General features: G+C 71.5%; 16 protein-coding genes. 6 read left to right on the top strand and 10 right to left on the bottom strand.

Features of this window, described 5'->3' with window-relative positions:
- Positions 1–10: 10 nt before the first annotated feature.
- From murD to rsmH, 7 genes are read right to left on the bottom strand one after another with little or no spacing between them, the layout of a single operon-like run.
- Positions 11–1,459: a UDP-N-acetylmuramoyl-L-alanine--D-glutamate ligase gene (murD, locus tag AC07EJ_RS06365; protein ID WP_389474995.1), complete on the bottom strand. Its 1,449-nt coding sequence runs from the start codon at positions 1,457–1,459 to the stop codon at positions 11–13.
- Positions 1,441–2,514: a phospho-N-acetylmuramoyl-pentapeptide-transferase gene (gene mraY / locus AC07EJ_RS06360; protein ID WP_100592220.1), complete on the bottom strand. Its 1,074-nt coding sequence runs from the start codon at positions 2,512–2,514 to the stop codon at positions 1,441–1,443. The genes murD and mraY overlap by 19 nt, the downstream gene beginning before the upstream one ends.
- Positions 2,511–3,947 (bottom strand): UDP-N-acetylmuramoyl-tripeptide--D-alanyl-D-alanine ligase, encoded by a 1,437-nt coding sequence (locus AC07EJ_RS06355; RefSeq protein WP_389474992.1) that lies wholly within the window; start codon positions 3,945–3,947, stop codon positions 2,511–2,513. The genes mraY and AC07EJ_RS06355 overlap by 4 nt, the downstream gene beginning before the upstream one ends.
- 4 nt (positions 3,948–3,951) lie before the next feature.
- On the bottom strand, positions 3,952–5,616 hold the full coding sequence (locus AC07EJ_RS06350) for a UDP-N-acetylmuramoyl-L-alanyl-D-glutamate--2,6-diaminopimelate ligase (RefSeq protein ID WP_389474990.1): 1,665 nt from the start codon (positions 5,614–5,616) through the stop codon (positions 3,952–3,954).
- Between the two features lie 31 nt (positions 5,617–5,647).
- Complete coding sequence (locus AC07EJ_RS06345; RefSeq protein WP_393582349.1) at positions 5,648–7,627, bottom strand: peptidoglycan D,D-transpeptidase FtsI family protein; 1,980 nt, start codon at positions 7,625–7,627, stop codon at positions 5,648–5,650.
- 4 nt (positions 7,628–7,631) lie between these two features.
- Positions 7,632–8,189 (bottom strand): cell division protein FtsL, encoded by a 558-nt coding sequence (ftsL, locus tag AC07EJ_RS06340; protein ID WP_393582350.1) that lies wholly within the window; start codon positions 8,187–8,189, stop codon positions 7,632–7,634.
- A 25-nt stretch (positions 8,190–8,214) separates the two neighbouring features.
- Positions 8,215–9,174 carry a 16S rRNA (cytosine(1402)-N(4))-methyltransferase RsmH gene (gene rsmH / locus AC07EJ_RS06335; protein WP_389474984.1) on the bottom strand — a complete coding sequence of 320 codons (960 nt, stop codon included), beginning with the start codon at positions 9,172–9,174 and terminating at the stop codon, positions 8,215–8,217.
- 316 nt (positions 9,175–9,490) lie between these two features.
- Between rsmH and AC07EJ_RS06330 the strand changes: the two genes are divergently transcribed.
- The 4 genes from AC07EJ_RS06330 (at position 9,491) to AC07EJ_RS06315 (ending at position 15,056) form a co-directional block, all read left to right on the top strand.
- Complete coding sequence (locus tag AC07EJ_RS06330) at positions 9,491–10,039, top strand: beta-class carbonic anhydrase (protein WP_383885687.1); 549 nt, start codon at positions 9,491–9,493, stop codon at positions 10,037–10,039.
- Positions 10,040–10,235: 196 nt separating this feature from the next.
- The gene (locus AC07EJ_RS06325) at positions 10,236–11,255 is read left to right on the top strand and encodes an AAA family ATPase (protein ID WP_389474982.1); all 1,020 of its coding nucleotides are present in this window, start codon (positions 10,236–10,238) and stop codon (positions 11,253–11,255) included.
- Positions 11,255–12,604 (top strand): DUF58 domain-containing protein, encoded by a 1,350-nt coding sequence (locus AC07EJ_RS06320; protein ID WP_478883869.1) that lies wholly within the window; start codon positions 11,255–11,257, stop codon positions 12,602–12,604. The genes AC07EJ_RS06325 and AC07EJ_RS06320 overlap by 1 nt, the downstream gene beginning before the upstream one ends.
- Positions 12,605–12,638: 34 nt before the next feature.
- Positions 12,639–15,056, top strand: a complete 2,418-nt coding sequence (locus tag AC07EJ_RS06315) for a transglutaminase TgpA family protein (protein WP_389474978.1) — start codon at positions 12,639–12,641, stop codon at positions 15,054–15,056.
- A gap of 149 nt (positions 15,057–15,205) precedes the next feature.
- Here the strand turns inward: AC07EJ_RS06315 and AC07EJ_RS06310 are convergent, their stop codons facing one another.
- From AC07EJ_RS06310 to AC07EJ_RS06300, 3 genes are all read right to left on the bottom strand, one after another.
- Positions 15,206–15,616: a DUF3040 domain-containing protein gene (locus AC07EJ_RS06310; RefSeq protein ID WP_100592210.1), complete on the bottom strand. Its 411-nt coding sequence runs from the start codon at positions 15,614–15,616 to the stop codon at positions 15,206–15,208.
- Positions 15,617–15,890: 274 nt separating this feature from the next.
- The gene (locus tag AC07EJ_RS06305; protein WP_383885675.1) at positions 15,891–16,670 is read right to left on the bottom strand and encodes a methyltransferase; all 780 of its coding nucleotides are present in this window, start codon (positions 16,668–16,670) and stop codon (positions 15,891–15,893) included.
- A 131-nt stretch (positions 16,671–16,801) separates the two neighbouring features.
- The gene (locus tag AC07EJ_RS06300; protein ID WP_389474975.1) at positions 16,802–17,356 is read right to left on the bottom strand and encodes an SAV_6107 family HEPN domain-containing protein; all 555 of its coding nucleotides are present in this window, start codon (positions 17,354–17,356) and stop codon (positions 16,802–16,804) included.
- A gap of 160 nt (positions 17,357–17,516) precedes the next feature.
- Here AC07EJ_RS06300 and AC07EJ_RS06295 point away from each other — a divergent pair, with 160 nt between their 5' ends.
- Both AC07EJ_RS06295 and AC07EJ_RS06290 read left to right on the top strand, forming a co-directional pair.
- Entirely contained in the window at positions 17,517–18,338 is an 822-nt protein-coding gene (locus tag AC07EJ_RS06295) for an ATP-binding cassette domain-containing protein (protein ID WP_478883868.1), read from the top strand.
- The gene (locus AC07EJ_RS06290; RefSeq protein WP_389474971.1) at positions 18,310–20,394 is read left to right on the top strand and encodes a YhgE/Pip family protein; all 2,085 of its coding nucleotides are present in this window, start codon (positions 18,310–18,312) and stop codon (positions 20,392–20,394) included. Before AC07EJ_RS06295 ends, AC07EJ_RS06290 begins: the two co-directional genes overlap by 29 nt.
- Positions 20,395–20,420 lie beyond the last annotated feature (26 nt).

Here is a 20,420-nt window from a genome sequence, read left to right as displayed (position 1 = left end):
GAAGGCCCCGTCAGACGCTCGTGGAGCCGAGTTCGCGGACCGCTTCCGCGAACGCGTCGCCACGCTTGTTGTAGTTGGTGAACATGTCCATCGACGCACAGGCCGGGGCCATCAGCACGGTGTCCCCCGGCCGGGCGAGCCGCGCGGCCTCCTGGACCGCCTGCGACATCGCCCCAGTGTCAGTCCGGTCGAGGTCGACCACCGGGACTTCAGGGGCGTGTCGCGCGAGGGCTTCCCGGATCAGCGCGCGGTCCTGGCCGAACAGGACGACCCCGCGAAGCCGCTTCGCCGACTTGGTGACGAGCTCGTCGAAGGACGCGCCCTTGGCGAGCCCGCCGGCGATCCACACGATCGACTCGTAGGCGGCCAAGGAGGCTTCCGCGGCATGGGTGTTGGTCGCCTTGGAGTCGTCGACATAGGCGACCGAGTCGACGTCGGCGACGTGCGCGATGCGGTGCGCGTCGGGTGTGAAGGCGCGCAGTCCGTCGCGCACGGCGGCGGGCTCGACGCCGAAGGCGCGCGCGAGGGCGGCGGCCGCGAGGGCGTTGGCGATGTTGTGCGGGGCGGGCGGGTTGACGTCCGCGACCTCGGCGAGCTCCTGGGCGTTCTTGTGACGCTGGTCGACGAAGGCCCGGTCGACCAGGATGCCGTCCACGACGCCGAGTTGGGACGGGCCCGGCGTGCCGAGGGTGAAGCCGATCGCGCGGCAGCCCTCCTCGACGTCGGCCTCACGGACCAGGTCCTCGGTGGACGGCTTGTCGGTGGCATCGACGTTGTAGACGCAGGCGACCTGATTGCCCTCGTAGATACGGCCCTTGTCGGCGGCGTACGCCTCCATGGAACCGTGCCAGTCGAGGTGGTCGGGCGCGAGGTTGAGGACCGCCGCGGAGTGGGCGCGCAGCGAGGGCGCCCAGTGCAGCTGGTATGAGGAGAGCTCGACGGCGAACACGTCGTACGCATCGTCGCCTTCGAGTACGACGTCGATGATCGGCGTACCGATGTTGCCGACGGCCGCCGTGCGCAGGCCCGCCGCCTCCAGGATCGACGCGAGCATCTGCGTCGTGGTGGTCTTGCCGTTGGTGCCCGTGATGGCGAGCCAGGGAGCGGCGCCGGGGCCGCGCAGGCGCCAGGCGATCTCCACGTCCCCGACGACGTCCACGCCGGCCTGCGCCGCCGCCGCGAAGAGCGGGGACGAGGGCTTCCAGCCCGGTGACGTGACGACGAGTTCGGTGCCCTCGGGGAGCGTCTCGGCGTCCCCGAGGCGCGCCGTGACGCCGAGCTGTGCGAGCTCGGCCGCCTTGGCGCGGTGTGCCTCGCTGTCACCGCCGTCCACGACCGTGACCGAGGCGCCGAGGCCGGCCAGGGCGCGGGCGGCGCTGACGCCGCTCACGCCGAGACCGGCGACGGTGACCCGCTTGTTCTGCCAGTCGGACCCAGTGGTCACTTGTCGGCTGCCCATCCCGCGTAGAAGAGGCCGAGTCCGACGATCACGCACATGCCCTGGATGATCCAGAAGCGGACCACCACAAGGACTTCGGACCAGCCCTTGAGTTCGAAGTGGTGTTGCAGTGGCGCCATACGGAAGACGCGCTTGCCGGTGAGGCGGAAGGAGCCGACCTGGATGACCACGGACATGGTGATCAGGACGAACAGGCCGCCGAGCAGGGCGAGCAGGAACTCCGTACGGGAGCAGATGGCGAGACCCGCGAGGGCGCCGCCGAGCGCGAGGGAGCCGGTGTCACCCATGAAGATCTTCGCGGGCGAGGTGTTCCACCACAGGAAGCCGAAGCAGGCGCCCATCAGGGCCGATGCGACGACCGCCAGGTCGAGTGGGTCTCTGACCTCGAAACAGGCGGCGGGGTTGGTGAGGGTCTGCGCGTTGGCGCAGGACTCCTGGAACTGCCAGACACCGATGAAGGTGTACGCGCCGAAGACCATCACGGAGGCGCCGGTGGCGAGGCCGTCGAGGCCGTCCGTCAGGTTCACGCCGTTCGACATCGCGAGGATCATGAACAGCGCCCAGACCACGAACAGGACCGGGCCGATCGTCCAGCCGAAGTCCTGCACGAAGGAGAGCTTCGTGGAGGCCGGGGTGTTGCCGCGGTTGTCGGCGAACTGGAGCGAGAGCACCGCGAAGGCGATGCCGACGGTCAGCTGTCCGGCCATCTTCGCCTTGGCCCGCAGGCCGAGCGAGCGGCGCTTGACGATCTTGATGTAGTCGTCGAGGAAGCCGACCAGGCCCATGCCGCCCATCAGGCCGAGCACCAGCAGGCCCGACAGGGTCGGCGCGGCGCCGGTGATGATCTTGCTCATGAAGTACGCGATGAACGTCGCCAGGATGAAGGCGATACCACCCATCGTCGGCGTACCGCGCTTGGCGTGGTGCTCGCGCGGGCCGTCGTCACGGATGTACTGGCCATAGCCCTTGCGCGCAAGGAGCTTGATCAGCAGGGGCGTCCCGATCAGGGTCAGGAAGAGCCCGATCACACCCGCGAAGAGGATCTGCTTCATCATCGGGCAGCAACCTCGCCCACGTTGTCGCCGTCGACGGCGAGCAGCGCCTGCGCGACACTCTCCAGGCCCACCGACCTGGAGGCCTTCACGAGCACGACGTCACCCGGGCGCAGCTCGCTGCGCAACAGGTCGACAGCCGCCTGTGCGTCGGACACGTGCACCGACTCCTCACCCCACGAACCCTCGTTATAGGCGCCCAGTTGCAGCCAGGACGCTTCCCTGCCCCCGACTGCCACGAGCTTGCTGACGTTGAGTCGGACGGCAAGCCGTCCGACCGCGTCGTGCTCGGCCAGCGCCTCGTCCCCGAGCTCGGCCATAGGACCGAGCACCGCCCATGTACGACCCCCCATTGCCCGCCGGGGCTTGCCCATCGCTACGAGCGCTCGCAGAGCGGCTCGCATGGACTCGGGGTTCGCGTTGTAGGCGTCGTTGACGACCGTCACGCCGTCCGGGCGCTCGGTGACCTCCATACGCCAGCGGGACAGTGTGCCCGCCTCGGAGAGCGCGAGGGCGATCTCGTCCACGGACATTCCAAGGTCATGGGCGACGGCGGCCGCGGCGAGCGCGTTCGACACGTGGTGCTCACCGTACAGGCGCATGGTCACGTCACTGCACCCGGAGGGTGTGCGAAGGCTGAAGGAAGGCTGTCCGTTCTCCGTGAGACGGACATTTTCGGCGCGTACGTCGGCGTCGGCGGTCTCTCCGAAGAACAGCACCTTCGCCTTCGTGCGGGAGGCCATCGCGCGGACCAGGGGGTCGTCCGCGTTGAGGATCGCGGTGCCGCCCTCGCTCTGCGGGGGCAGACTCTCGACCAGTTCGCCCTTGGCCTCGGCGATCTGCTCGCGGCCGCCGAACTCGCCGATGTGGGCGGTGCCCACGTTGAGGACGACGCCGATCCGCGGCGGGGTCAGGCCGGTGAGGTACCGGATGTGGCCCTTGCCGCGCGCGCCCATCTCCAGGACGAGGTAGCGGGTTTCGTCGGTGGCGCTCAGCGCGGTCAGCGGCAGGCCGATCTCGTTGTTGAACGAGCCCGGCGTGAAGACCGTGGGCGCCTTGCGGCGCAGGACCTGGGCGATCAGGTCCTTGGTGCTGGTCTTGCCGGCGGAGCCGGTGAGCGCGACGAGGGTGGCGCCGAGCCGTTCGACGACGGCGCGCGCCAAGGCGCCGAGGGCGGCCTGCACGTCCTCGACAACGATGGCGGGCACGCCGACCGGGCGCGAGGCGAGCACGGCGACCGCGCCGGCGTCCACCACGGCGGCCGCGTAGTCGTGGCCGTCGACGCGCTCGCCGGCGAAGGCAGCGAACAGGCTGCCGTCCGTGACCTTCCGGGAGTCGATGACGACCGGTCCGGTCACCTGGACCGACGGATCCGGTATGTCGTAGGTCTGCCCGCCGACGACTGTGGCGATCTCGGCGAGGGAGAGGGCGATCACAACTTCATCCCTGGGTTTGCTGGATAGCTTCGCGAAGCACCAGGCGGTCGTCGAAGGGACGCACCACCCCGGCGATGTCCTGGCCCTGCTCGTGGCCCTTGCCCGCGACCAGGACGGTGTCGCCCGGCTGTGCGCGGGCGACCACGGCGGCGATGGCCGCCGCCCTGTCCTCGAAGACCTGGACCTCGCCGCGCTCGTGGGCCGGCACCTCGGCGGCGCCGGCGAGCATGGTGGCGAGGATCGCGAGGGGGTCCTCGGAGCGGGGGTTGTCCGATGTCAGTACGGCGGTGTCAGCGAGCCGGGCGGCGGCGGCACCCATCGGCATCCGCTTGGTGGTGTCACGGTCGCCGCCGCAGCCGAGCACGATGTGCAGCTTGTTCTCGGTGACCTTGCGCAGCGCGCGCAGCACGGACTCGACGGCGTCGGTCTTGTGCGCGTAGTCGACGACGGCGAGGTAGGGCTGGCCGGCGTCGACGCGCTCCAGGCGGCCGGGGACGCCCGGCACGTCGGCGACGCCGTCCGCGGCCTGCTGCGGGTCGATGCCCGCGACGGCGAGAGCGACGATCGCGGCGAGCGCGTTGGCCACGTTGAACGGCCCGGCGAGCGGGGACTTGGCGGTGATCCGCTCGCCCTTGGGGCCGACGGCCACGAAGGCGGAGTCGAACGGGCCGACCTCGACGTCCTCGGCGCGCCAGTCGGCGTCCGGGTGGCCCTCGGCGGAGAAGGTCACGACGGGCACTTCGGACTCGCCGACCAGGCGGCGGCCGTACTCGTCGTCGTAGTTCACGACGCCCTGTTTGCTGCGTGCACGCGTGAACAGCTGCGCCTTGGCCCGGAAGTAGTCCTCCATGTCGGAGTGGAACTCCATGTGTTCCGGGCTGAGGTTGTTGAAGACCGCGACGTCGAAGACACAGCCGTCGACCCGGCCGAGCACGAGGGCGTGGCTGGAGACCTCCATGGCGACCGCGTCCACACCGCGCTCGCGCATGACCGCGAACAGCGCCTGGAGGTCGGTGGCTTCGGGGGTGGTGCGCTCCGACTTGATGCGCTCGTCGCCGATGCGCATCTCGACCGTGCCGATGAGGCCGGTGCTGCGCATCGTGCGCAGGCCGCCCTCGATGAGGTAGGCCGTCGTGGTCTTGCCGGAGGTGCCGGTGATGCCGATCTGGAGCAGATCGCGGCCGGGGTGGCCGTAGATCGTCGCCGCCAGCTCCCCCATCCGGCCGCGCGGGTTCTCCACGACGAGGGCCGGCAGGCCGGCCGCCGCGACGCGTTCGGCGCCCGACGGGTCGGTGAGGGCGGCGACGGCGCCGAGGCTCGCGGCCTGGGCGGCGAAGTCGGCACCGTGGAAGCGGGCGCCGGGCAGGGCCGCGTAGATGTCGCCGGGGCGTACGGCGCGCGAGTCGTGCGTGATGCCGGTGCTCCCCGTCGACGCCGTGGGCTCTTCGGGCGCGGGTACACCCAGCTGATCCGCGAGGTCGGCAAGTCGCGTCGCGGTGACCTGCACCGGTCGCGGCGGTCCCGGAAATGTCACGGGAGCGCCCTTCTGGGAGGTTTGGGACTGATCAGGGTGTGGCACGGCGGTGAGCGTACCGGGCTCACCCCCCATGGAGCGAAGCGAGGGGCGTGGCGCGGGCTGGTTCCCGGGGTCCGGGGTGATCGTTGTCACGGGCTGTACCTGGTCACTCTCGGGGCTCGGATCAGGGGTTGAAGCTGACGGGCAGTCGGGCGGGCTCGGCCCCGGTGGGCGGGACCTGGAGCGTCTTGAGGGCGAACTCCATGACCTGCTTGTAGATGGGGCCGCAGATCTGACCGCCGAAGTAGCTTCCCTTGGTGGCGTTCTGGATGGCGCAGTAGACGGTGACGCGCGGCTTGTCGGCGGGGGCGAAACCGGCGAACGACGACGTGTACCCCTTGTACCTGCCGGTGGCCGGATCGACTCGGTTGGCGGTGCCGGTCTTGCCGGCGACTCGGTAGCCGGGGATGCGCGCCTTGGCGCCGGTGCCCTCCTCGTCGTCCACGACGGACTCGAGCATCTGCGCGAGCGTCTTGGCCGTCTTCGCGCTGACGACCCGGTTCTCCTTGGGCCTGGGGGCCGGGGTGAACCTGCCGTCGGGTCCCTTGGTGCCGCGTACGAGGGTGGGCTCCACGCGTACGCCGCCGTTGGCGATGGTCGAGTAGACGGAGGCCGCCTGCATCGCGTTGATGGAGAAGCCCTGGCCGAAAGGGATCGTGTACTGCTGCGAGGTCGACCACTTGTCGGCGGGGGCCAGGATGCCCGAGGTCTCGCCCGGGAAGTCGAGCCCGGTGGGGCGGCCGATGCCGAACTCGCGCAGGTACGACGAGAGCACCCGGTTGGCCTGGGGCTGGGTCTTGCCGAGCTGGCCCGACGCCAGGATGGTGCCGATGTTGCTGGACTTGGCGAGCACGCCGTTCAGCGTGAGGTGCCAGGTGGCGTGGTCGATGTCGTCCTGGAAGAGCCGGTCGCCGCGGTGCAGCCGGTTGGGCACCGTGACGTGCGTGTCCGGGGTGGCCGCGTTCTCCTCGAGCACGGCGGCCATCGTCATGACCTTCGCGGTGGAGCCGGGCTCGTACGCGTCCTGGAGCGCGGCGTTGCCCATGGAGGTGGAGTTGGCCTGCGAGAGGTCGTTGGGATCGAAGCCGGGCGCGTTGGCCATCGCCAGGACCTCGCCGGTCCTGGTGTCCTGCACCATCACGTAACCGCGGTCGGCCCCGGACTTCTTCACCTGGTCGGTGATGGCCTTCTGCGCGGCCCACTGGATGTCGCGGTCGATGGTGAGCTCGACCTGGGAACCGGGCACGGCGGGCTCCTCGTTGCTGCCGGCCGTGGGCACCTGGCGGCCGCCGGACTGGGCGTACTTGATCTTGCCGGGCTTGCCCGCCAGATCCTTGTTCAGCTGCTGCTCGATACCGCCGCCGCCCTTGCCGTCGGCGTTGACCCAGCCCAGTATCCCGGCGGCCAGATCGCCGTTCGGGTACACGCGCTTGCTGCTGGGGTCGGCGAAGACTCCGGCGATGACGCTCGCCGACTTCTCCCGGTCCGCCTTCTCGGCGAGCGTGCTCTTGAGGTCCTTGATCTGCTTCCAGACCTGGGGGGTCTGGCGGCGGGCCAGCAGGACGTAGCGCGTCCTGGGGGTCCGCAGCTTCTTCGCGACCACGTCGGCGTCCATGCCGAGGATCGGTGCGAGGAGCGCCGCGGCCTGCTCGGGCGCGTCCTGCGGCACCACCGGGGCCGGGGAGTTCTTGGTGGCCGCGGTGTCCGCCGGCCGGAACATCGTCGGGTCGGCCGTGATGTCGTACGCGTCCACGCTGGTGGCGAGCGCGACGCCGCTGCGGTCCGTGATCCCGCCGCGCTCGGCCGCGAGGACGTGCTCGACGTAGCGGTGCTGTTCGGCCTTGGCCGCGTATGCGCTGGCGTCGACGGCCTGCACCTGAAGGAGGCGTACGACGAAGGCGATGAGGATGAGGGTGAGGCCGAGGCTGACCATGCGCAGCCGGGGGCGCGGGCTGCCGAGGCGCAGGACGGCGGGCGCCTTGACGGGGGCGGGGCGCGGGCGCCGCGCGCCGGGGCCGGGGCGCCGGGGGGCGCCGGGGCGGCCGTTCCTCGCGGGCCTCGCGGGCGCTGGGACCCGGCGTCGAGGGGGCTCCCTGTCGGTCATTCCGTCACCTGCCGGAGGTCGAGGGCGCGGGTTTCACCTGCGAGGACGTGGGGTTCGGGGTGGCCTTGAGCGGCGCCGGCGGGGTGGCCTTGAGCGGCGCTGACGGCGTCGCTGACGGGGTCGGCGTAGGGCTCGGAGTCGTGTCCGCGACCTCGGGCGGGCGCGGCGCGGGCCGCCACAGCGCGGAGGGGGCCGCCGCGCCGGGGACGCCGCGGACGGTGCCGTCGGGGTTGAGGAAGGCCGGGTCGCCGCCGGGGACCATGCCCAGCTCACGAGCACGGCGTTGCAGGGAGTCGGGGGCCGCGTAGGCGTCGACGTCGCGCTGGAGCGCCTGCTCGTCCTCGGTGAGGTCGGTCGTCTGCTTCTTGAGGTCGTTCAGCCTGAACGACCCTTCGTTGAGCGCCGAGTTCAGCATCAGGAGCGTGATCAGCCCGCCGCCGAGCAGGAGCACGACGAGGAGCACGAACGGTGTGCGGGCGGCCTGACCGCCGCCCGCGGGCCCGGAGGGCAGCAGCCGCGCGAGTCGCGCGGCTCTCCCCCGCAGTTCGCCCCTGGGACTCATCGACCCCTCCTCGTGCGCCCGGAACTCACCCGGCGACCTCCTCGCGGATGCGCTGCGCACCCCGCAGCCGCGCCGGGGCCGCCCGGCGGTTCTCGGCGACCTCTTCCTCCGTGGGGAGCTCCGCGCCGCGCGTGAGCAGCTTGAGCCGCGGCTGGTAGCGCTCGGGGACGACCGGGAGCCCGGCCGGCGCGGTGTTCGCGGCGCCGGCGGCGAACACCTGCTTCACGAGCCGGTCCTCGAGCGAGTGGTACGACAGGACGGCGATGCGTCCGCCGACGGCGAGCGTCTGCACGGCGGCCGGAATCGCCCGCTCCAGGACGCTGAGCTCGCCGTTGACCTCGATGCGCAGGGCCTGGAAGGTGCGCTTGGCGGGGTTGCCGCCGGTGCGCTTGGCGGCCTGCGGCAGCGCGTCGCGGATCAGCTCCACGAGCCGGGCACTGTTGCTGAACGGCTCCTTGTCGCGCTCGCGCACGACCGCCGAGACGATCCGCTTGGCCTGCTTCTCCTCGCCGTACGCCCGCAGGATCCGGACCAGCTCGCCCGGGGGGTACGTGTTGAGGACCTCGGCGGCGCTCATCCCCGTCGTCTGGTCCATGCGCATGTCGAGCGGCGCGTCCTGCGCGTAGGCGAAGCCGCGGTCGGCCTCGTCGAGCTGCATGGAGGAGACGCCCAGGTCGAAGAGGACGCCCTGCACGCGCGGGATGCCGAGCCGGTCGAGGACCTCGGGCAGCTCGTCGTAGACGGCGTGCACGAGGGTGGCGCGGTCACCGAACGGGGCGAGGCGCTCGCCGGAGAGGCGCAGGGCCTCCTTGTCTCGGTCGAGACCGACGAGGCGGCACGAGGGGAAGGTGGAGAGGAGGGCCTCGCTGTGTCCGCCGAGGCCGAGCGTGCAGTCGACGACGACCGCGCCCGGCTCGGCGAGGGCCGGGGCCAACAGGTCCAGGCAGCGCTGGAGCATCACCGGGACATGTCGGGTCTGGCTCAAGGGGCCCTCTCAGTTCCGGCGCGGCGCCACGCACCGCCGGGGTGCCCGTCGCGCACGTGGGAAGAGTCCGGTGAAGTGCCGGGATCTTCGGTGTTTCCTGGGGTTTCCGCGTCACTTTAGTCCACGGTGTCGCCCGGTCAATCAACCGGCCTGCGCGCCGCGCGCCGCCTCCTCGCGATGTCGCGGAGGAGGAGAAATCACCCGTACGGGCGAGTCCGCGCCGCCCCTGTGGGTTACCTCACAACAAGCCGCGATGACGTTCTTTGTCCCCTCTCACAGCGGGCTTGTCCCAACAGTGGCCATTACCGTCATAGCTATGACGACTTCCGCATCGCTCCCCGCCGAGTCCGAAAGCGCCATACCTGTCGACGGCACCGTGACCGACCGCCTCGTCGAGGCGAACCAGCGCTACGCAGCGGCGTTCACCGACCCCGGCATGGATGCCCGGCCCGTCCTGAAGGTGGCCGTCGTGGCCTGCATGGACGCCCGGCTCGACCTGCACGCCGCCCTGGGCCTCGAACTGGGCGACTGCCACACCATCCGCAACGCGGGCGGCGTCGTCACCGACGACGTCATACGCTCGCTCACCATCAGCCAGCGGGCGCTCGGCACCCGCAGCGTGGTCCTGATCCACCACACGGGCTGCGGCCTGGAGAGCCTCACCGAGGAGTTCCGCCACGAGCTGGAGATGGAGGTCGGCCAGCGCCCGGCCTGGGCCGTCGAGGCGTTCCGCGACGTCGACCAGGACGTGCGCCAGTCGATGCAGCGCGTGCGGACCTCCCCGTTCCTGGTGGACACCGAGAACGTGCGCGGATTCGTCTTCGATGTGACGACCGGCCTCCTTCGGGAGATCGATCCCGCATAACAAAAGGCTGTAAGACCCGACATATCGCTGGCAGTTGTCCACAGGCGGATGACACGAACCGGTAACGGCAACAAGAATGCGGAATGGCACCGCGTGCGAGGAGATGGAACTCGTCGCGCGTGGTGTCCGTGTTTCGGGGTGGGCCGGTCCGCAGCCAAGAGCGTCGGCCCGGAAAGTACGGGCCGAGGAGGGCCGGGTGACGACCTATGACGATCGAGCGAGCCTCACTGATCTGACCACCACTGTGGAGCGAGTCCGCAGGTCGGTGGAGGGTGTGATCGAGGGCAAGCCGGAGGTCGTACGGCTTTCGCTGACGGTGCTCCTGGCCGAGGGGCACCTGCTCATCGAGGATGTACCGGGCGTCGGCAAGACGATGCTGGCGAAGGCGCTCGCCAAGTCCATCGACTGCTCGGTGCGTCGCATCCAGTTCACGCCCGACCTGCTGCCGTCGGACATCACCGGTGTGTCCATCTGGGACCAGCAGCGCCGTGACTTCGAGTTCAAGCCCGGCGCGATCTTCGCGCAGATCGTGATCGGTGACGAGATCAACCGCGCGTCCCCGAAGACGCAGTCCGCGCTCCTGGAGTCCATGGAGGAGCGCCAGGTCACCATCGACGGGCAGACGTACGAGCTGCCCAGTCCCTTCATGGTGGTGGCCACGCAGAACCCGGTCGAGATGGAGGGCACGTACCCGCTGCCCGAGGCGCAGCGCGACCGCTTCATGGCCCGGGTGTCGATCGGCTACCCGAGCCCGGAGGCCGAGCTGCAGATGCTCGACATCCACGGCGGCGCCTCCCCGCTGGACGATCTCCAGCCGGTGGCGCACGCGCACGACATCGTGAAGCTCGTCGATGCCGTCCGCTCGGTCCACGTGGCCGACTCGGTGCGGCGGTACGCGGTCGACCTGGTCGCCGCCACGCGCAGCCACCCCGACCTCAGACTCGGCGCCTCGCCGCGCGCCACGCTGCACCTGCTGCGGGCGGCGAAGGCATCCGCGGCGCTGAGCGGGCGTGAGTACGCGCTGCCCGACGACGTGCAGGCGCTCGCCGTGCAGGTCCTCGCGCACCGTCTGCTGCCCACGGCGCAGGCCCAGCTGAACCGGCGCACGTCCGAGCAGGTCGTCCTGGAGATCCTCCAGCACACGGCGGTCCCGGCCGCCTCGGGCCACGGGTCCCCGATTTACGGCCAGCAGCCGCCCGGCGCCCGGAGGCTTTGATGTCCGACGGGGGAGGCTTCGGGGGCGAGGACGACAAGGGTGGCCTTCGGGTCGCGCTCTCGGGGCTGACCACCAGGGGACGTTCGTTCCTGGCCGCCGGGATCGCGGCGGCGGTCTGCGCGTACGTCCTGGGGCAGAGCGATCTGCTCCGGGTCGGGCTGCTGCTCGCCGTGCTGCCGCTGGTCTGCGCATTCGTCCTCTATCGCACGCGCTACCGGGTGGCGAGCAGCCGCCGGCTGTCCCCCGCGCGCGTGCCCGCGGGCAGCGAGGCCCGCGTCCATCTGCGCATGGACAACGTCTCGCGGCTGCCCACGGGCCTGTTGATGCTCCAGGACCGGGTGCCGTACGTGCTCGGGCCGCGCCCCCGCTTCGTCCTGGACCGGGTCGAGGCGGGCGGCCGCCGCGAGGTGTCGTACCGCGTGCGCTCGGACCTGCGGGGCCGCTATCCGCTCGGCCCGCTCCAGCTGCGCCTGACGGACCCGTTCGGCCTGTGCGAGCTGTCCCGCTCCTTCTCCACGTACGACACCCTCACGGTCATCCCGCGCGTGGAGCCGCTGCCCGCGGTGCGGCTGTCCGGCGAGGCCAAGGGGTACGGCGACGGGCGCAACCGCTCGCTGGCCCTGGCCGGCGAGGACGACGTGATCCCGCGCGGGTACCGCTACGGGGACGACCTGCGCCGCGTCCACTGGCGCTCGACCGCGCGCTACGGCGAGTTGATGGTGCGCCGCGAGGAGCAGCCTCAGCGGGCCCGCTGCACGGTGCTCCTCGACACCCGGCGCCTCGCCTTCCAGGGCGCGGGCCCCGACTCGGCCTTCGAGTGGGCCGTGTCCGGTACGGCGTCGACGCTGTTCCACATGCTCGAACGGGGCTTCTCCGTACGGCTGTTGACCGACACGGGCAATTCGGTGCCGGGCGAGGGGTCGGACGGGTTCGCGGGCGCGAGCCAGGAGTCGGCGGACGCGGCCGGGCTGATGATGGACACGCTCGCCGTCGTCGACCACTCGGACGGCTCGGGCCTCACGCGCGCGTACGACGTGCTGCGCGGGGGGAACGAGGGGCTGCTGGTGGCCTTCTTCGGCGATCTCGACGAGGAGCAGACGGCGGTCGCCGCCAAGATGCGGCAGCGCAGTGGCGGCGCCGTGGCCTTCGTCCTGGACAGCGGGGCATGGACGCGCGAGGGCCCTTCGGAGCGCTGCGAGGAGCGGCTGCGGATGCTGCGCGAGGCGGGCTGGTCCGCCCTCGCGGTCCCGCCCGGCACGTCCCTGACCGAGCTGTGGCGCGACGCCGACCGGCACCGGTCGGCCACCGTCGCGGAGAGCGGGCCTGCTGTGGCGGGGTGGGGTTCTTGATCATGCGGGATGTCACAGGGGGAAAGGCGCGGTCATGAGTGGAGGCGCTCGGCTGACGCTGTGTGCGACGGCGGCCACGTTCATGGCGGCGTGCGCCCTGCTGCCGCTGGTCGATCTGGCGACCTGGATCTTCCAGGCCGCGTTCCTGCTGGTCGTCCAGGCCGGGGTGGGGGCGCTGACCCGGCGGGTGCCTCTCGCGCGGCCGCTCACGGTGGCCGTGCAGGCGCTCGTGACGCTGCTGCTGCTGACCGTGCTGTTCGCGAACGCGCAGGCGATCGGCGGGGTGCTGCCGGGGCCGGAGGCGTTCCGTCACTTCGGGGAGCTGCTCCAGGCCGGGGGCGACGACGTGGGCCGGTTCGCGATCCCCGCGCCACTGTCCGACGGGATCCGGCTGATGCTGGTGGGCGGCGTCCTGGTGATCGGCCTCGCGGTGGACGCGCTCGCGGTGACGTTCCGCAGCGCGGCGCCCGCCGGGCTGCCGCTGCTCGCGCTGTACTCGGTCGCCGCGGGCCTCTCCCAGGGCTCCACCGACTGGCTGTGGTTCCTGCTCGCCGCCGGCGGCTATCTTCTGCTGCTCCTCGCCGAGGGCCGGGACCGGCTCTCTCAGTGGGGGCGCGTCTTCGGCGGTACGGCCCGCTCAACGGACCGCGCGGGCGGCTCGGCACAGAGCACGGCCGACGCCGTGGCCCCGGTCCGCACGGGCCGCCGCATCGGCGCGCTCGCGCTCGGCATCGCCCTGGTGGTGCCGCTCGTGCTGCCCGCGCTCGACGGCGGCCTGCTCGGCCCGTCGGGCACGGGCACGGGCGTGGGTTCCGGAGGCGGCGGCACCATCTCCGCCGTGAACCCCCTGGTCTCCCTCCAGAACAGCCTGAACCAGCCCGAGGACCGGGAGGTGCTGTCGTACCGCACCACCTCGAAGGACACCCAGAACCTCTATCTGCGGATCGTCTCCCTCGACGAGTTCGACGGGACGACCTGGCGGCCCGCCAAGCGCAGCATCATCGACGTGCCCTCACCGTTCCCGAGCCCGCGCGGTCTGGGCGCGGACGTCCGCAGGACGGAGATTCGCACGAACATCGCGGCGGCCGGCTGGTACGCCCAGGACTGGCTGCCGCTCCCCTACCCGGCGACGAACGTCGACATCTCGGGACGCTGGCGGTACGAGCCGGTGGGCCGGACCCTCGTCGGCGACCACGACCAGACCACGCGCGGCAAGAAGTACGGCGTCGAGAGCCTGATCGTGCAGCCGACCGCCGAGCAGCTGGCGAACGCTCCCGAGCCACCGAGCGAGCTGCGGCGCGAGTTCACCAAGGTGCCGTCCTCGCTGCCGGCGATCGTCGGGAAGACGGCGCTGCGCGTCACGCGGGGCTCGGCGAGCCACTACGAGCAGGCCGTGAAGCTCCAGGACTACTTCGCCGTCAGCGGCGGCTTCACGTACAACACGGAGGTCCAGGCGGGCAGCGGCTCCTCGGCCATAGCCCGGTTCCTGAAGGAGAAGGAGGGGTTCTGCGTCCACTTCTCCTTCTCGATGGCCGCGATGGCCAGAACGCTGGGGATTCCGGCGCGGGTGGCAGTGGGCTTCACGCCGGGCTCCCCGCAGGCGGACGGCCGGATGTCGGTCGGCCTGCGGGACGCGCACGCGTGGCCGGAGCTGTACTTCGAGGGCGTGGGCTGGACCCGCTTCGAGCCGACGCCGAACCGCGGCACGGCGCCCGACTACACGCGTGCCGACACCCCGGCGGGCAACCCGAGCAACCCGGCGGCGCCCAGCGAGGCCGCTTCGTCCGAGCCCTCGGCGGGACAGCCCTCCGCGTCGGACAACTGCCCGGTGGCCGAGCGGAAGCTGGGCGGCTGCTCGAACACGGCGCCCGCGGTGATCGGCGCGTCCGGCGACGACGGCCCGCCCTTCGGCACGATCGCGCTCGTCACGCTCGGCGTACTGCTGGTGGTGCTCGTGCCGCTGCTCCCGTTCCTGTGGCGGCGGCGGGTCCGGGCCGTGCGGCTCGGCTCGTCCGGCCGCACAGACGGGGACGCGACGGCGCGCACCCTCGCGGCGTGGCTGGAAGTGACCGATACGGCGTGGGACCACGGCATCGCTCCGGACGAGTCGCAGACGCCGCGGAAGGCGGCGGCGCGGATCGTCCGCGTCGGGCAGCTCGACCAGGTGGCGGCGGACTCCGTGCATCGGGTGGCGGCCGCGGTGGAGCAGGTCCTCTACGCGCCGAGGCCGCAGCCGACGGCGGGCCTCGGGGACGACGTGCGCCGCCTTGAGCAGGGCCTGCGCGTCAAGTCGAGCCGCTCGGCCCGGCTGCGGGCGACGCTCGCACCGCGCTCGACCGTTCGAGTGGCGTGGAGTCTTTCGCAGCACTGGGCGGCGCTGGGCTCCCACTGGACGGCCCGTAAGTCGACGCTCCTGCGGCGTCCGCGGCGGCCTTCCGGTCAGGAGAGCTGAGAGGGGCGGCCGCTCGTGCGCAAGTGGCCACGCTGAGGCGCCGGCGCGCGGACACGCCTGAGGGGTGACCACCCGTGAGTGGTCACCCCTCAGCTACGTCTGTTCCTGTGAGGACTGTTGATCCCGTGAGGACTTCGTCCGGCGGGGGCTCAGTGGCCGCCCTGTTCGTCTCGGCGCCGCTGCCAGCGCTGCTCGATCCGGTTCATCATCGAGCGGCGCTGCTTGCCCTGACGCCGCGCGGCCGGCGGCGCTCCTGGCGCTGCTCCGGCGGCCGGTTGTTCACCGGGCTTGGGCGCTTTGCGCCATCCGGTCACGGCGAGGACCGCGCAGCCCAGCATGACGAGGAACCCCACCACGCTGATCCAGATCTGCTGTGCGACCATTCCGGCCATGAGGAGCGCGATACCCACCAGGAAGCCGGCGACTGCCTGGTAGACCCGACGTCGGGTGTACGTACGCAGCCCGCTTCCCTCAAGCGCTGTCGCGAACTTGGGATCTTCGGCGTACAGCGCTCGCTCCATCTGCTCGAGCATTCGCTGCTCGTGCTCCGAGAGCGGCACGGAGTCCTCCTCATCGTGCAGTCGCCGGGGCGACCGGGGGTCCCCTTCAGGATAGGCAGGGAATCGCCCCCGTGAAACCCGCCCCTCTACGCCAACTTCGCCAACCAGGACCACCACTCCGCTCCGGCTCGCTGAGGCGTTAATGCCCCGGCAGCCGTCCCGTCATGCCGGACCAGTTCCCTCGATCATACGGCGCCCGGCGCCGAAGCGGGGGGCCTGTGGCGTACTCCATCCGCCGCTGCGCCGCTGATCAGCGGCGCGTCACCGGGGGCACTCAGGCCGCTGGGCCCGCGGAGGGCTCCTGCTTCTCGCCGAGGACGTGCAGCTGCGTGGCGACGGAGTGGAAGGCGGGCAGCTCGGCGGCGGCGGCCTCCAGCTTGAGGAGTTCCTGCAGGGCGCCGGGTTCGGTGTCCACGAGGACGCCCGGCACGAGGTCGGCGAAGACCCGCACACCGTGCACCGCGCCCACCTCGACGCCCGCGGATCCGACGAGCTGGGTGAGCTGCTCGGCGCTGAAGCGGCGCGGCACGGGGTCGCCGTCGCCCCAGCGTCCCGCCGGGTCGGCGAGGGCCTGCCTGGCCTCCTTGAAGTGCCCGGCGAGTGCCCGTGCGAGCACGGCGCCGCCGAGTCCCGCGGCGAGCAGGCTGAGGACACCGGAGGAGCGCAGGGCGCCCACCGCGTTACGGACGCCCTCGGCCGGGTCGTCGACGTACTCCAGGACGCCATGGCACAGGACCACGTCGTAGCCGTCGCGCTCGACGACGTCGAAGAGGCCCGAGACGTCGCCCTGCACTCCGCGCACGCGGTCGGCCACACCGGCCTCGGCCGCGCGGCGCTCCAGTGCGAACAGCGCGTTGGGGCTGGGGTCGACGACGGTGACGCGGTGGCCGAGGCCGGCCACGGGCACCGCGAAGTTACCGCTGCCGCCTCCGGTGTCGAGCACGTCGAGCGACTCGCGTCCCGTGGCCTTGACGCGACGGTCGAGGGCGTCCTTGAGAACGTCCCAGACCACGGCGGTACGGAGAGAAGCGCGGGGGCGCATCGGGTCCGACACGACAGGTGACTCCTCGGCGCGGCTCCGGCTCATGGGCTGCGGAGCGATGGGGATCCCTTCCCATCGCTCCGCGGCGATGGGTGGAGGGGTTCGGGCGCCTCCACCCTATTGCCTCGTGAGAGCTCTCCGGATCACCCCACGTCGGGTGCCTCCCTGCCTGCCGCCGGGCCCTCGTCCCGCGCCCTCGGCTGGGGCAGCAGGGGCTGGAGCACCAGCATCCGCTCGACGAGCCGCAGGAACATCGCGACGTCTCGAAGCAGGTCGTCCGCGTCGCGGATGCTCGCCGCTCCCTGGATGCCCGCCTCGGCGCGCGCCCTGCGGGTGGCGCCGGAGGCGAACAGGGCGCTCCACTCGGTCAGTTCGGGTGCGATCTCGGGGAGCACTTCCCAGGCGCTCCGTATCCGGGCGCGGCGTCGGGGCGTGGGTTCGGGGCGGCCGCGGGCGGCGAGTACGGCGGCCGCGGTGCGCAGCGCGGCGAGATGGGCCGTGGCGTACCGCTCGTTGGGCGTTTCGAGGAGGGCCGCCTCGTCGAGGCCCGTGCGCGCCTGGGCGAGCAGGTCAAGAGCGGCGGGAGGCGCAGTTGTCCGGCGGAGTACGGGGTGGACGTCGGCGGCGGGTCCGGTCAGCGAGGGTGCAGGGCCTGTGGCGCGGGGCCGACGTGCGGCTGCTGCTGAATGTCCAGCCATGACGAACCTCCTGTCGTCTGCGTGACGGCTCAGTGGCCGTATGTGCCCATCGTGGAGTACGCCACTGACAATCGGCCCTGACCTGCACTTTTGCTTCGAGCGACAGTTCGGGCTAGTTTTTGCACTGACCAGTCAGTTCAAAAGAGTGGGGGGCCTGGCCATGGACGGTTCGAACGCGGTCGCCGTCAGCGCCGAGGGGTTCGGGCTCAAGGGCCCACGCGGCTGGGCGTTCCGCGGGGTGGACATCGACGCGGAGCCCGGGGCGCTCGTCGCCGTCGAAGGACCGTCCGGGTCGGGCCGCACCTGCCTGCTCCTCGCCCTCACCGGACGCATGCGGTCCGCCGAGGGCTCCGCGTCCGTCGGCCCCTTCCGGCTGCCGAAGCAGTTGTCCGCCGTCCGCCGGATCAGCGCCCTCGCCCATGTGCCCGGGGTCACCGACCTCGATCCCGCGCTGACGGTCGAGGAGCATCTGCGTGAACGGGCACTGCTGCAGCGGCGGTTCGACGGTTCCCTGCGGACGCTGCTGCGGCCGCGGGGCATGGGGGTGCCCCCTGCTCGAGCGGAGTCGAGAGCTTGGGGGAGGGCGGCCGCCTCGCGGCTGCGGATCGACACCGCGCTGGCCGCCGCGGGCCTCGATCGGGAGGCGCTGCCCAAGGGCACCCGCACCGCCGTGCGCGACCTGGAGCGGATCGAGGCGCTCCGGCTGTCCGTCGCCCTCGCGCTGATCGGGCGGCCGCGGCTGCTCGGCGTCGACGACACCGACCTGAAGCTCTCGGATGCCGAACGGGCGCAGGTCTGGGACCTGTTGAGGTCCGTCGCCGAGTCCGGCACGACGGTCGTGGCGGTGTGCAGCGAGGCGCCGAAGGACGCGGTCGTCGTATCGACGGCGCCCCGCGGCGAAGCGGACGAGCAGAGCCCCGAGAATCCCGAGACCGACAAGAAGGAGACGGCGGATGCGCTCGCCGAAGCTGGCCGCGCTTGAGCTCAGGCGCTTCGGCAGGGGGAAGCTGCCGCGCGCCGCGCTCGCCGCGCTCCTGCTGCTGCCCCTGCTGTACGGCGCCCTGTACCTGTGGTCGTTCTGGGACCCGTACGGGCGTCTCGACAAGATTCCCGTCGCGCTCGTCAACGACGACAAGGGGGCGCGGGCCGCCGGCCAGAAGATCGTGGCCGGCGACGACATCACCGAGGGGCTGCACGACAGCAAGACCTTCGAGTGGCACGAGGTCAGCGCGGCGCAGGCACGTGCCGGTGTCGAGGACGGGACGTACTACCTGTCGCTGACGATGCCCTCGGACTTCAGTGCACGCATCGCGTCCAGTTCCGGTGACTCCCCGGAGACCGGCGCGCTTCAGGTGCGGACGAACGACGCCAACAACTACATCGTCGGGCAGATCTCGCGGACGGTGTTCTCCGAGGTGCGTTCGGCTGCGTCCACCAACGCGTCGCGCTCCTTCCTCGACCGGATCTTCATCTCGTTCTCCGACATCCACGACGCGACGAAGAAGGCCGCGAAGGGGGCCGACCGGCTCAAGGGCGGTATCGGCAAGGCGAAGAAGGGGTCCAAGGACCTGGCGGACGGCCTGAAGGACGCCAAGAAGGGCAGCGGTGAGCTGGCCGGCGGGATCAAGAAGCTGAACAAGGGCGCGGGGGATCTGGAGTCCGGCTCGAAGCAGGTCTCCGACGGCACCCAGCTGCTCGCCGACAAGGTCAACGGCGTCGCCGGACAGGTGCGGCCGTTCCTGAAGGACAACAAGAAGGCGATCGGCGACACCGCCCGGCTCGTCGCCGACTCCGCGAAGGGCATCCGCCACAACCTCGACGTCCTGGTGAAGACGGCGCCGACGGCCGCCAAGGGCGCGCACGCGGGATCCGACGTCCTGGACGGGGTCTACAAAGCGCGCTGCGAGACGCTGCCCCTGCCCGACCCGGCCTGCCCCGACCTGAAGAAGGCAAAGGTGGCGGCGGCCGACGTGGCGAAGGTCGCCGACGATCTGAACGTCCTGATCGAGGACGACCACGGCGACCTGAACACCCTCGACGGCCATCTCGCCACGCTCCAGCGGCAGTCCGAGGCCCTGGCCAAGCACGCCCCGACGCTCGACCAGGACGTCGCCACCGCCGTCTCGAAGATCAACGCGCTCAACAAGGGCGCGGGTCAGGTCGCCAAGGGCGCCAAGCAGCTGCACGCCGGGCTGGGCACGGCGAAGACGGGCTCGGCGGACCTCGACACGGGCGTCGGCAAGCTGAAGACGGGTGCGAACGATCTCAACGGCGGCATGTTCAAGCTGGCCGACGGCTCCGGAGAGCTGGCCGGCGGGCTCCACGACGGGGTGAAGCAGATCCCCGACTACGACAAGAAGGACCGCGACCAGCGCACCGGCGTCATGTCCGACCCGGTCCGGCTCGCCTCGCAGTCCCTGCACAACGCGCCCAACTACGGCACCGGGTTCGCCCCGTACTTCATCCCGCTGTCCCTGTGGGTCGGCGCGATGGTGGCCTACATGCTGATCCAGCCGCTCAACCGGCGCGCACTCGCCGCGGGCGCCTCCGCCTGGCGGATCGCGCTGGCCGGCTGGCTTCCCGTGGCCGTGCTCGGGGTGCTCCAGGTGGCCGCCCTGATGTCGGTGCTGCACTGGGCGCTGGGCCTCCAGATGGTCAGGGCGGCGGGAACGGTCGGCTTCCTGTTCCTCGTCACGGCGTGCTTCGCCGCGATCGTGCAGTGGCTGAACGCCCGCTTCGGAGCGGCGGGCCGGATCCTCGTACTGGCCGTCCTGATGCTCCAGTTGACGTCGGCGGGCGGCACGTATCCCGTACAGACGAGCCCCGGCTTCTTCAACGCGATCCACCCCTTCCTGCCGATGACCTACGTCGTCGAGGCGCTGCGGAGACTGATCTCGGGCGGCGGCCTCGGCCCCGTGTGGCAGGCGTGTGCCGTGCTCGCCGCGTTCACGGCCGGCGCGCTGGCCCTGACCGCGCTGAGCGCACGCAGCAAGCAGGTGTGGACACTCGACCGGCTGCACCCCGAGCTCAGCCTGTGAGCGGACCCACATCGCCGCCTGTGAGA

The sequence above is a fragment of the Streptomyces sp. NPDC045026 genome (assembly GCF_056432625.1).
The sequence above is the reverse complement of the archived record's forward strand: the minus strand, read 5'-3'. Positions and strand labels throughout refer to the sequence as shown.